This window comes from Candidatus Accumulibacter necessarius, assembly GCF_036625085.1.
Genome location: NZ_JAZKUM010000017.1, coordinates 33,680 through 46,059 on the forward strand (window position 1 = coordinate 33,680; position 12,380 = coordinate 46,059).

Annotated in this window: 8 protein-coding genes; 2 read left to right on the top strand and 6 right to left on the bottom strand. The window is 62.9% G+C overall.

Going from position 1 to position 12,380, the window contains the following annotated elements; genetic code table 11:
• Positions 1 to 121: 121 nt before the first annotated feature.
• Positions 122 to 448, top strand: a complete 327-nt coding sequence (locus tag V5B44_RS26085; RefSeq protein ID WP_332361583.1) for a hypothetical protein — start codon at positions 122 to 124, stop codon at positions 446 to 448.
• Positions 449 to 557: 109 nt separating this feature from the next.
• Here the strand turns inward: V5B44_RS26085 and V5B44_RS26090 are convergent, their stop codons facing one another.
• The 4 genes from V5B44_RS26090 to V5B44_RS26105 form a co-directional block, all read right to left on the bottom strand.
• The gene (locus V5B44_RS26090) at positions 558 to 2,063 is read right to left on the bottom strand and encodes a diguanylate cyclase (RefSeq protein WP_332362240.1); all 1,506 of its coding nucleotides are present in this window, start codon (positions 2,061 to 2,063) and stop codon (positions 558 to 560) included.
• A gap of 24 nt (positions 2,064 to 2,087) precedes the next feature.
• Complete coding sequence (locus tag V5B44_RS26095; protein WP_332362242.1) at positions 2,088 to 3,140, bottom strand: GGDEF domain-containing protein; 1,053 nt, start codon at positions 3,138 to 3,140, stop codon at positions 2,088 to 2,090.
• Positions 3,141 to 3,205: 65 nt separating this feature from the next.
• A complete protein-coding gene (locus V5B44_RS26100) occupies positions 3,206 to 5,332 on the bottom strand; it encodes a putative bifunctional diguanylate cyclase/phosphodiesterase (protein WP_332362244.1) in 2,127 nt (708 codons plus the stop codon).
• Entirely contained in the window at positions 5,319 to 8,039 is a 2,721-nt protein-coding gene (locus V5B44_RS26105) for a response regulator (RefSeq protein ID WP_332362246.1), read from the bottom strand. Before V5B44_RS26105 ends, V5B44_RS26100 begins: the two co-directional genes overlap by 14 nt.
• Positions 8,040 to 8,284: 245 nt before the next feature.
• Here V5B44_RS26105 and V5B44_RS26110 point away from each other — a divergent pair, with 245 nt between their 5' ends.
• Positions 8,285 to 9,637, top strand: a complete 1,353-nt coding sequence (locus V5B44_RS26110) for an IS701 family transposase (protein WP_332361324.1) — start codon at positions 8,285 to 8,287, stop codon at positions 9,635 to 9,637.
• Between the two features lie 132 nt (positions 9,638 to 9,769).
• On the opposite strand, the gene V5B44_RS26115 is transcribed toward V5B44_RS26110, so the two are convergent.
• Together V5B44_RS26115 and V5B44_RS26120 are read right to left on the bottom strand one after the other, a co-directional pair.
• Positions 9,770 to 10,366, bottom strand: coding sequence for a YfiR family protein (locus V5B44_RS26115; RefSeq protein ID WP_332362248.1), 597 nt, complete (start codon positions 10,364 to 10,366; stop codon positions 9,770 to 9,772).
• A gap of 14 nt (positions 10,367 to 10,380) precedes the next feature.
• Positions 10,381 to 12,380, bottom strand: a 2,000-nt coding sequence (locus V5B44_RS26120; protein ID WP_332362250.1) for a TonB-dependent receptor plug domain-containing protein, incomplete at its 5' end; no start/stop codon positions are given.

Consider the following 12,380-nt stretch of genomic DNA (forward strand, 5'->3'; position numbering starts at 1 on the left):
GGTGGTCGCGAGCCCGCTGTCAAACCAGCGGTCGATCGTGGCCGGGCTTTCCGTGAAGAGTTGTCCGACCATGCAGTGGTTGGCATTTCTCCGATCAATCCCCGTACTGGAGTTCAAAATCATGAAAATCCGCCTGCTCGTTGTTTCCGCCTTCCTGGCAATCGGCCTTGCTGCTTGTGGCGAGGACGCCAAGAAAGCGGAGGCCGCCAAAGCCGAAGCCGCGCGACTCGCCAGCGAAGCGAAGCAGAAAGCCGACGAAGCGGCCAAGAAGGCCGGCGAAGCGGTAGGTGCCGCTGCCGAAGCCACTAAGGAGGCCGGCAAGGACGCCATGGCCGCGACCAAGGAGGCTGGCAAGGAAATGGTCGTCAAGGCCGCCGATGCCACCAAGGAAGCGGCGGATGCCACCAAGGAGGCTGCCGACAAGGCCAAGGCGGCGGTCAGCAAGTAGGCGTCGGAGGATTTTCCCCGTCTGGCAACCGGGCCGTATGGCCCGGTTTTCTTTCCTGCGGCTACTTGGCGCATGGGCGCGCTCGTCCTGTCGTGCCCCGGCTCGCTGCTCACGCCAGCGGGTCTGGCATTGCCGGAGTGCTTTGACGTTGCGGCGGCTTGCTCCGGGTTGATAGCCGCTTGCCTGGCCGGCCCGCGGCCGCAGCTTGTGGTCGCAGTGTGTCGAAGAACACGCGGTCTGCGCCCAGCATGTGTTTGGTGACCACGTCATAGGCGAGAAACTGAAACACGTCACCGACCCCCTTCGTGCCGGTGCGGTACGCCCCGGTCAGTTTCAGTGCCTGATCGACCAGCGCGCGGTGCAGGACGATGTGCTCTGCGGCGGCAGGGAAGCCGGCGTCGACGATTACCGTCTCCTCGTCGCAGAAGTGCTGCAGGATGTCGGCGACGAGGCGATCGACAATCGCGTTTACCTGTTCCGCGGTATGCTCGGAGAGGATTGCCGACAGCAGTTCGTTGGCGTCCGCGAAAAGCTGGCGGTGACCTCGATCGACCAGTTCATTGCCGCATTCATACGCCGGGTGCCAGACCAGTTGAACGAAGTTCGCGACCACGTACTGTTCCGGGCCGGCGCGCTGCGGCGTTTCCGGTGCCGCCTGGACCTGGTTGCGGCCCCCGGTCTTGGCCCGGTAGAGCGCTTCGTCGGCGCGCTCAAACCACTGCTCCCAGCTCTCGCCGGGCTCGCATTCGGCGACCCCGATGCTCACCGTGACCGCTCCTGCTTCCGGAAACTTCGCCATGGCGACCTCGCGGCGCAGCCGTTCGGCAAGCATTGCGGCCGTCGAGCGTCCGGTGTTGGGGCACAGGATGACGAATTCCTCACCGCCCCAGCGGGCCAGCGAATCCGCGCTGCGCAGCTTTGCCTGCAGCAGCGTCGTCAGGCGCTTCAGAACGGCGTCGCCAGCCGCATGACCGTGCTGGTCGTTGATCGGCTTGAAGCAGTCGATGTCGAGGATCAGCAGGCTCAGCGGGTGTTGATACCTGTTCAGGCGATCCATTTCACTGCGCACGCCCTCTTCCAGACGGTGCCGGTTCCAGGCGCCGGTCAGCTTGTCGGTGCTGGCCACCTGTTCCAGTTCAGCCACAGTCTGCTGCAGTTCCCGATTGCTCTGCTGCAGGCGAGCGAGTGTCTGCTGCATGGCCATGAAACCTGGCTGCGGCGACGCTTCGTCAATCAAGGAGGCAATCGCCTGCAGCTTACGGTCAACTCCAAGGACTGGCAGCTTGAGCCACAGGCATTGGCTGTTCTGACCATGGACCGCGAGATCGATCTCGACCGACGCCGCTGTCTCGCCGGCAATGATGCGCCGGTCGGATTCGGCGAGCAGCCGGCAGGTAGCCAGCGGCAGCAGATCCTCTTCCGATTTTCCGGCAAGACGTTCGCCATCGCCGCACAGCAGTCGTTCAATCGTCCGGTTGGCCAGACGGTAGCGCCCGTCAAGTCCCTTGATGGCGAAACCGACCGTTGCGCTGCCCGGCATCAGCAGCGACAGCAGGCCCGTCATCGGGATCAGAGAATCCCTGGCTAGCTGGTCGATCGAGTCGCTGTCAGCCACGACGAAAGTGTCCCGTTCTATCCTTCACTTGGCGCACTCCGACTGCGGGCGCTGGGCGAGGCTGACCCGATTGCGCCCCTGCATCTTGGCGGCGTAGAGCGCTCGATCTGCGCGGTTGACGAAGTCCATGGCGGACTCTCCGGCAGAATAGTCGGCGACACCGATCGAAACCGTGATGTTGCCGATCAGGGCTTCCTTGTCGCCGCTGCGTTTGACCCGGCTGGCGGCGACCATCGCACGCAACGCCTCGGCCAGGCCAACGGCACCGCCGCGTGGTGTTTGCGGCAGAATCACGGCGAACTCTTCGCCGCCATAGCGTGCTGCTGTGTCCTTGCCCTTGACGTTTGCCCGCAGGGTCTGGCCGATGCTGGTCAGGACTCGGTCGCCAAAAACGTGCCCCAGGGTGTCGTTGAGCCGTTTGAAGTGGTCGAGGTCAATCATCAACAAGCAGGGTCCGGGCATTTCCGGGTTTGTCTGCTCCAGACACGCTGCCAGTGCCAGATCGAAGCCCTTGCGATTGCTCAATCCGGTCAGGGCATCGACCAGCGCCTCCTCGCGCGCGCGCGCGACCTCGTGCCTGAGTTGCTGCGCTTCGTGCGTGCTTTCCTCGAGTCGCGCCTGCAACGCGCTGATGGCCCCCTGCATTTCCCTTGTGCCGCGCAGGATGTCCTCGACGCCGGGCGCCAGCGGCCCGGTGGTGCCGGGCGGGCGTACCAGCGCGTCGCTCCACCGCTCCAGGGAATTGCCGAAGCGGGACGCCTGATCGCCGGCCTGTGCCGCCGTTTCGGACACCTGGTCGACGAGATGGCTGACACTGTCACCAATGCGCAGGGCTGTTTTCGCATCGAAGTCCGCGACGTACCGGCCATAAAGGGTATAGGTGGTTTCGTCGTTCAGGCGCGCATTACCGATGAGCAAGGCATCAATTTCGGCCTGTAGGGCCGGGTTGATGCCTGCCACGTACTCGTACCAGATGGCATAGCTCGCCGGATGCAGGCCGGCTTCCTGTTGGGCCATGCGCTTCAACGCGAGTCGCAGGTACTCGGCGCTCTGCGCGGTGCTGTGGCGATACCTCATCTTCTGGTCTCCGTCTTTGATGTACCTGTTCTTGTTCGTGTGACTCAGATCCCCATCCCGCCTGATCATCCGTCAGGTGCCGGTTGCGGCAGAGCAATGCGGCCCTGGCGCAGCAGGCACTCGGCTTCATCGGGTGGCAGCGGCCGGCTGAACAGATAGCCCTGTAGCTTGCCACACTTGGCTTGCTGCAGGTAATCGGCCTGTGCGCGATTTTCCACGCCCTCGGCAATCACTTCCAGATCAAGGCTGTGAGCCATGGCGATGATCGCGGTGATGATTCCGACATCGTTGACATTCCCCGGCAGACCGCGGACAAAGCTCTGATCGATCTTCAGCATGCTGATCGGAAATCGCTTGACGTAGGACAGCGACGAGTAGCCGGTGCCAAAGTCGTCAATCGAGAAATGCACCCCTTGCGCCCGCAGACGCGCAAGCCCCTCGATACGGCGGGGGTCCGTGTCCATCAGGATGCTCTCGGTCAGTTCCAGTTCGAGCTGGTTGGCGTCGATACCGGTCTCTTCAATGATCGCCGCGACTCTGCCGATGAAGTCCGAGGTACGCACCTGGCGCGCCGACACATTCACCGCCACCCGGGGTGTGGTCACGCCACGCTGCTGCCACGCCATGACCTGGCGGCAGGCAGTCTGGATGACCCATTCGCCCATCGGGATTATCAGGCCGCTTTCCTCTGCAACCGGTATGAAGTCGCCAGGTGATACCAGGCCGCGTTCGGGATGCTGCCAGCGGATCAGTGCCTCGACACCGACGATCGCACCGCTTTCTGCCAGAACCTGTGGCTGGTAGACAAGGCGGAATTCGTCGCGCTGAAGCCCCTTGCGCAGGTCGTTCTCCAGCGCTAGGCGCTTGACTGCGTCGCTGGTCAGCGTCCTGTCGTAGATCTGCCAGTTGTTGCGGCCCTGGGCCTTGGCGTGATACATCGCCGTATCCGCGTGCTTGAGCAAGGTAGCGGCGTCATCCCCATCGTCGGGGAAGCTGGCAATGCCGATGCTGGCGGTGACCGTGACCTCCTGCTCGCCGATCTGGAATGGACGGCTGAGCAGCGATTGCATACGCCCGGCGATCAACTTGACTACCTGTGCGTCATCGATATCGGGGAGCACGACCGTGAACTCGTCGCCGCCCAGCCGCGCGAAGTGTACGCCCGTTTCGTCCAGCGCCGGCCGGGCGATGAAGTCGCTGCCACGCAGCTTCTCCTTGAGGCGGTCGGCGACCGCATGCAACAGGTAATCGCCGGCGGTGTGGCCGAGGGTGTCGTTGACGCGCTTGAAGTCGTCGAGATCGAGGAACAGGAGGGCGACCTGGTGATGCTCCCGACGTGCGCGCAACAGCTCACTGTCGAGGTGTTCGAGGAAATTCTGGCGATTCGGCATGCCGGTGAGCGTGTCGAAGTACGCCAGGCGCCGAATTTTCCCCTCGCTGAGCTTCTGCAGGGTGATGTCGCGGACCACGACGACGACCTTGTCTACCCCGCTCGGCGCGACCCGCGCCTCGTAATGATGGATGCCGTCCGGCATTGGCAGCTTGTATACCACTGATTGCAGCTGACCGCGCTGCAAAGCGCGTTCGATGGCGTGCAGCAGAAGGTCGGCAACTTCGGCTGGCAGGACCTCTGACACATGTCGATTGATGACCTCGCGGGTCCCGACGTAGGGCGCGCTGCCGTAACCCGCCTTGTAGTCCAGGTAGGTTCCTTGCCAGTCGAGCAGGAAAATCATGTCGGGCATCGCTTGTACGATCGCTGCCTGCTTTTCCTCCAGATCACGCAACTCGCGCGCCGCCTGCGCCGAGCGCAGTACATAGCGAGCCCGGTGCCCGAGAATCGGCCAGTTGATGGGTTTCGAGATGAAGTCATTGGCGCCTGACTCGTAGGCCTCGTTGATTGACTCCAGATCGTCCATGCCGGTGACCATGATCAACGGCATGTCGGTCATGTCCCAGCGCTTGCGGATGTGCCGGCAGACCTCGAAGCCGTCGATACCGGGCATATCGACATCGAGCAGCACCAGGTCCGGGACAAATTCGCCCAGCCGTTGGAGCGCTTCTTCGCCATCCACTGCTTCCCGCACGTCGAACTCGAACTGGCCCAGCGTTTCCTGTTCCAGCAGGCGCATCACGTGGTCGTCGTCGACGATCAGCACAACAGGCCGTCGGGATGACTCAGGCGATCGCATGGTTGGAACTCCGGTTGGTCATGGTTTGCAGCGTCGCGAGCACGCGGGGCAACTCGGATTCTACATCCATCAGCAGAGTCCTTGCGCCGTCGACGGTGGCCTTGCGGCCGACCGCTTCGAGTTCCTTGCACAGCCCTGCCAGATGCTCTGCGCCGACGTTGGCACTGCTCGACTTGAGCGCATGCGCGGCTTTGCGCAAGGCTTCGGCATTGCCGGCATTGACCGCCGACTGCAGTTGCGCGAAGCGCGGCGGGGTATCAGCGAGAAAAGCACCGATCACTTTCTCGACCAGCAATGCACCATTGGGTCCGGGCAGATGGCGAATGGCATCGAGGGCCCGCGGATTGATCGGCTCGTCGATCGCGGCCACTGGGGCGTCGTGAGCTTGCGCCGAGCCGGCAGCCGAGGGAATGGGCCTGGTGGCCACCGGCGCTGCGTCCGTCCGCGGCAACCAGCGTTCCAAGGTGGCGAGCAGCAGCTCGCGGGTAAACGGTTTGCTCAGGTAGTCATCCATCCCAGCCGCCAGGCAGCGCTCGCGGTCGCCTTCGACGGCGTTGGCCGTCAGCGCGACGATTGGCAGCTGGTGGTGCAGCAGACCCTCGCGCTGCCGGTCGCGGATCTGCGCGGTGGTCTCGAAACCGTCCATTTCGGGCATCTGGCAATCCATCAGGATGAGGTCAAAAGGCTCGTGCAGCAAGCGATCGAGCGCGATCCTGCCGTTATCGGCCAGGCTCCAGGCGACCCCGAGCGATTCGAGCATGGCGCCTGCGACCTGCTGATTGACCGGGTTGTCCTCGGCAACCAGCACCCGCCCGCCGAGGCTGACCGGTACGTCCTCGGCGACCAGCGACGGTGCTGATCGCGGCTGCGCTCTCGCCGGCGTGAGCGGCTGGTGCGCCATGGCCGTGGTGATCGCGTCGTAGAGGTCGGACTGACGTACGGGTTTGGTCAGGTAGTAATCGATCGGCGCGCTCCGTCGATCCGGATGATCGGCGCCGACACTGACCGACGAGAGCATGACCAGCGGCATTTTGGCCCAGCGCGCATGACAGCGGATCGCACGCGCCAGCTCGAAGCCGTCCATGCCGGGCATGTGCAGATCGAGGATCGCCAGGTCGAAAGGTCGCAGCACGGTCTGCTGCAGTTCCTGCAGCGCCTGCTGCCCGTCGGCTGCACCGGTGTAGTGCATTGCCCAGCCTTCGAGCTGGTGAGCCAGGATTTCGCGGTTGGTGGCGTTGTCATCGACGACCAGCACGCGCAGCCCGCTGAGCCGCTCGGCCATGTTCACCACCGAGCGCGCATCGGGGTCCTGCTTGAGCAGCGGCAGTTCGAACCAGAACAGGGTGCCGCGGCCGGCCTCGCTGTGCATGCCGATCTGCCCGTGCATCATTTCGACCAGTCGTTTGGCGATGGCCAGGCCGAGGCCGCTGCCGCCGAACCGCCGGGTCGTCGAACTGTCGGCCTGGACAAAGGCGCAGAACAGCCGGGCCTGCGCTTCCTCGCTGATGCCGATGCCGCTATCCCTGACCTCGAAGCGGAAACGCGCCTGCTGGGGACTTTCGTCAAGCAGCCGGACGCGGAGGACGACGTCACCGCGGCTGGTGAACTTGACGGCGTTGTTCACCAGGTTGGTCAGGATCTGGCGCACGCGCACCGGGTCGCCGCTGACCGCGACCGGCAGATCATGGGGCACGCTGCAGACCATCTCAAGGCCCTTGGCCTCGGCGGGTTGGGCAAACAGGCAGCCGATGTCCTCGACCAGTTGACGGAGGTTGAAGTGGATGTGCTCGATATCTAACTTGCCGGCCTCGATCTTCGAGAAGTCGAGAATGTCGTTGATGATCGTAAGCAGATGCTCGCCCGATTGATAGACGGCGTCGGCGAAGCGTTGTTGCTGCGCGCTGAGTGCCGTGTGGCGCAGCAGTTCGGTCATCCCGAGGATGCCGTTCATCGGTGTGCGGATCTCGTGGCTCATCGTCGCCAGGAATTCGCTCTTCGCCCGGCTGCCGGCTTCGGCAAGGTCTCTTGCCTTGCGTAGCTCGGCCGTGCGTGACTCCACTTCAGCTTCCAGCTCTTGACGGTGTGCTGCCAGGTGGCGGTTACGATCCTCGATCTCTTCGAGCATGGCGTTGAAGCCCTTGGCAAGGTCGCCGATCTCGTCGCTTGACTCGATCGGGACCCGTGCCGCGTAGTCGCCTCTTCGCGAGACCATGGCCATGACGTTTGCCAGGCTGGAAACGGGCGCCGTGATCGTCCTGTTCAAGCGTGACAGAAGGCGATGCGACAAGGCCAGCGCAATCAGGATCACCAGCGCAAAGGCCAGTGCATGCCAGACCAGGCGCTGGTAGAGCTGGCTTAGATCAAGGCGAAGGGCGATGGTGCCGATTGGCTTGCCATCGGCGCTCACGGGCTGAGCGACGTCGAGTACGGCAAGGCCCAGCTCGTGGCCGTGGCTGGAGTGGCTGATGAACGCGTCGGCCGACTGCGCCGCCGAGCGATAGACTGCCAGCCGCTGACCAGCCTGGTCCCATAATGCTGCGTGCAGCACCTGGGCGTCCGCTTCGAGCGAGTTCAGCACTTCGCCAGCCGCTTTGGCGTCGTTGAATTCCAGCGCTGAGGCGCTGTTGCGGCCAATCAGCTGTGCTTTGACCTGGCTGTCTTCGAGCAATTCGCTGCTCAGGTTCAGGTAGTCGTAGGTGGTCAACAACAGAATGGCGACCAGGAACGCACTGCCGGTGGTCAGCAGGTTGATCCGCCGCAGCTTCTCCTCGATTGATCCGCTGCGCAGCAGTTGTTTGAGCGGGTGGCTAATTCTACTTTGTCAGATTCGTATTCGCCTTCCTGTGATCTGCGTTTGTCATGTGCTAGAATGCCATACGTCGTGATTGTTTAATCTATTCATGGAGTTGTAAATGACAATGTCAACTCCATTACGTCGATAGCATATCTTCGCTGGTCGCTTCGGCACTCGAGCACTTCGATTCGCACTTCGCGCCCTATCTCCATTGCTTTCGAAGCCGGACCCGTTCGGTAGAAGACACCGCGCGCCGGTATCTGCACGGGCTGTTCCAGAGTTCGCGCCGTAACCTGGAGTGCATGGCGGAAACCGTATCCGACAGCCGCTATCAGCCACTGCATCATATGCTTAGCGAATCCAATTGGGATCGGCGCGCGGTGCGTCGGCAACTGGTGGTCGATGCCAACGCCCACTTCGGCTATCCCAGCGCTCTACTCCTGGACGAGAGCGCGTTCGGGAAGAAGGGAAACATGTCCGCGGGCGTGGCGCGGCAGTGGAACGGTCGCTTGGGGAAGGTCGATAACTGTCAGGTGGGCGTCTTCGCGGCGGTGACGCGCGATGGCGTAGCAAGCGTGGTGGATGCCGACTTGTATCTGCCGGAGAAGTGGGCCAAAGATACGACACGTTGCGAGGCGGTGGGGGTGCCTGAGGAGGCGCAGACGTTCCGCACCAAGGGCGAGATCGCTCTGGACATGGTAATTCGCCTGAGGCGGGAAGGCTTGCACTTCTCTTTCGTCGCCTTTGATGGCGGCTACGGGCACTTGCCCTGGCTGCTCGGGGAACTGGATGTCGAGGGAGAGATCTTCTTCGCTGAGGTGCATTCGGATCAGGCGATCTATCTCCAGGATCCCGCACCCGCGGTGGCGGCTCGTCGTTCGTCGAAGGGTCGAGCGCCCCGTCGGCTGCGGACCACGGCGGTGCCCATGACGGTGGCCGCGTGGGCAGCCACGCAGTCGGCATCCGCCTGGGGGCGTCTGTCGATCCGTGACGGCGAGAAGGGCGAGGTGATGGCCGACTATCTCACCCAGCGGGTGTGGGTCTGGGACGGCGAGGCGCCGTCGGCGAGCCGTTGGCATCTCCTGGTACGACGGGAACTCGATGGGACGAAACTCAAATTCGGCCTGTCCAATGCCAAGCCCAGGGCGTCTTTGCGCCGCTTGGCGGAAATGCAGGGAGCGCGCCATTTCGTCGAGCAGTCCTTCCGAGAGGCCAAGAGCGCCTGCGGCATGGCCGAGTATCAGGTCCGCCGCTGGCAGGCGTGGCACCATCACATGGCCCTGGTCATGATCGCCACCATGTTCCTGGCCAAGGAGCGCCTGGCCCATCGCGAGACGGCTGAACTGCTCTCCTGCCGTGACTTGATAGAGATCATGCGCCATCGGCTGCCTACCAAGATCGTCACCGACGAAGACCTCGCGGCATCCATCATCGATAGGCATCGACGGCGGCACAAAGCCATGGAATCCGCCTACAGAAAGCAAGCCGCCATGCTCTCAGCATTAGATTGAAAGACAATCTGACAAAGTAGAACTAAGCATATCCGCATTTCCCCTGATGACATGGTGCTGGTCGCGCAGCGCCCGGACACCGCAAGGCCGATGACAGCCTGAGGGGACCCCGGAGCATCTGCGTAGCGGGTTTCATCGTCCTTCACCTTGCTCGTCTCTGACCAGTCGCGCCAGTTTCAGCAACTGTGAGCTCAGCCTGAGTCCGGCGCGGTGAGCCGCTTCCTGATTGACTTCAAACTTGAGTTTTTCGCCTTCGGCGTACAAGCCGATGAGGCCCGCGTTCGTCGCAAATCCTTCGCCGTCGCCGACCGTGAGCACCGGCAACGAACGCACGCCGCGCGTCCATTCGGCCATTTTCGTGCGACCGGCAATGACCAGAATGTGACAGTTTGCCGCCTCCTCGGGGCGGGAAAGCTGGCGCACTTCGACTTCCTTGCCACGCACCGCTGGTTTGCCTTCGAGTGCCGCCACTGTCTGCGTGAAGCCGCCGCGTTCACCGGCCGTGCATAGCCGCAGCTTTGGCGACTTGTTCCAGACATCGTCCGGCCAATCGGTGTACTTGGCAAAGTTGTAGACGAACGCGGCCTTGAGAGCACTTTCGTCGGTCGCTCGGGACTGTGCCGACGCCTGGCCCAGTCCACCGCCGGTCATTGCCAGCCCCGCAGCCAGCACCAAGGCGGCGCGCCGGACATTTGCAGCCGACCGTCGGCCGGAATGAAGTTTGCGCATGGCGGGTTTCCGGATCAGAAGCGGTAGACCGCTTTGACTCTGAAGGTGCGCCCGTCCTGCACGAAACGATCGCGCATCGGTACGCCCAGATCCGGAGCCGCCGGGTCGGCGAACTTCCTGTCGAGCAGGTTGAACACCGAGGCGGAAAGCTGCCAGCCGTCCCTGGCCATCGGCCGCAGCAGCGTGAGGTTGACGACACCGTAGCCCGGCACGGTGGTGTCGGCATCGGTCTTGCGGCTCGACAACCACTGTCCCTCGACACCTAGTCGCAGGCCCATCCAGGGCAGCGGCAGCGAGCCAAGGAACTTGCCTACGGCGTGCGGAGAGTTGCTCAGTTGCTCGCCCTGCGCGTTCTGCGTCTTCAGCAGGTCGAGGCTGAGGCGCATGCGCGCGCTGTTGTCCCACTGATGTTCGGCCTCGAATTCGAGGCCCTGAGCTTTGACATTGCCGGCATTCTGATACTGCAGCAGGCCGCTGTCGGCCTCGGTGACCTGCTCGATCAGGTTCTCCATGGTGTAGTAGTAGGTGGTCGCTGCCAAGCGCGTCTGTTTCCCGAGGTAGTGTTCGACGCCCGCCTCCCAAGTCTTGAGCTTTTCTGGCTGCAACTGCTTATTCGCGATTTGCTGTCCAGGAAAGGTGTAGAACTTTTCGAAGGCGTTGCCCGGCCGGAAGGCCGATCCGTAGAGGAGCTTCCAGACGGTCTGCTGCGACCAGCGATACACCACTCCAAGGCGCGGACTGAGCTCGCCGCTTGCCGATCCGACCTTGTCGTAGCGTGCGCCAAGCGACACCTTGAAGGCCTCGGTCCATTGAAAGTCATTCTGCAAAAAGACGCCGCTGCGCTCACTCTGATGCCGGTCATCGAGAAAGGATTGGTAGGGTGCCACGTCGTAAGTCCACTGTTTCTGGCGATAATTGCTCTGGTATTCGAGGCCGCTGACCAGTTGGTTGCGCTCCGACCATGCCGTCACCAGCTTTGCCTCGCTGCCCCACCAGCTGGCCAGGCCTCTATCGTGATTGCGTACCTCTGGCTCGCCGGCGTTCGCACCGGCATAGACCGCGTTCAGGCCGAAGCGGTATTCTCCCCAGAACAGGCGCGCGGAAACTTCGGTGTCGGGCGAGAGGCTGCGCGTGTAGCTCAGATTGGCGTAGGCTTGCTGGTCGGTTTGCTTGTTGTCAGGGTCGTCGAACACGACACCATACGCGGCACCCGGGTTGCCGTTCTGCCGCTGGCTCCCGGCAGCCGTCAGGGTCAGTCCTTGCTGAGACAGGCGCGCATAGAAGCGGCTGCTGCGGTCGAAGGCGGTGCCGGACGTGCGACCGAAGCTGGTTTCGGGCATATCGAACTCGGGAAAGCGGAGATCGGGACCCTGACTGTCGCTTCCCGATACCGAAGCGACGATTTCGGCACCGTTGTCGAGACGCTTGCCATAAGTGGCCCGGCCGTACACCGTGCTGAAACTCGAATAGGCCGCACCTATTTCGACGCCGTCGATTTGCTGCGCTGTTCGGGTGATGATGTTGATCACGCCAAACAGCGCATTGCCGCCGTAGACCGACGAGCCGGGTCCGCGTACCACCTCGATCCGTTCGACCAGATCGATATCGATCAACTGCTCGCTACCGACGTAGGCCGTGTCGTAAACGGCGTCGTTGGTCCGCTGGCCGTCGATCAACAACAGCACGCGCGAGTTGTAGTCTTGCGGTCTGGCGAAGCCGCGCGTCCCGATATAGTTGTAGGAGCGGTCGCTATGGACGTAAAAGCCTGGCACGCTGCGGACCGCTTCGGCCACGGTGCGCCACCCGTACTGCTGGATGTCTTCGCGGCTGATGACGGTTACCGCCGAAGGGGTTGTCGAGACTCTCTGGCGGAATCTGGAAGCGCCGACGATTGACGCATCGATCAGCTTCGACTCGTTCATCAGTTGTTCCAGCGGCAGGTCGGTCAGGTCCTGGGAGGCTTGTGCGCCTTGCTGAGCCATCGCCAGGAGCAGCGCGATCAGGCAGACAGGCC

Bases quoted from the DNA above. Each gene is read 5' to 3' on its own strand.
- V5B44_RS26115 (WP_332362248.1), bottom strand. From the start codon at position 10,366: ATGCGCAAACTTCATTCCGGCCGACGGTCGGCTGCAAATGTCCGGCGC.
- V5B44_RS26085 (WP_332361583.1), top strand. From the start codon at position 122: ATGAAAATCCGCCTGCTCGTTGTTTCCGCCTTCCTGGCAATCGGCCTT.
- V5B44_RS26100 (WP_332362244.1), bottom strand. From the start codon at position 5,332: ATGCGATCGCCTGAGTCATCCCGACGGCCTGTTGTGCTGATCGTCGAC.
- V5B44_RS26095 (WP_332362242.1), bottom strand. From the start codon at position 3,140: ATGAGGTATCGCCACAGCACCGCGCAGAGCGCCGAGTACCTGCGACTC.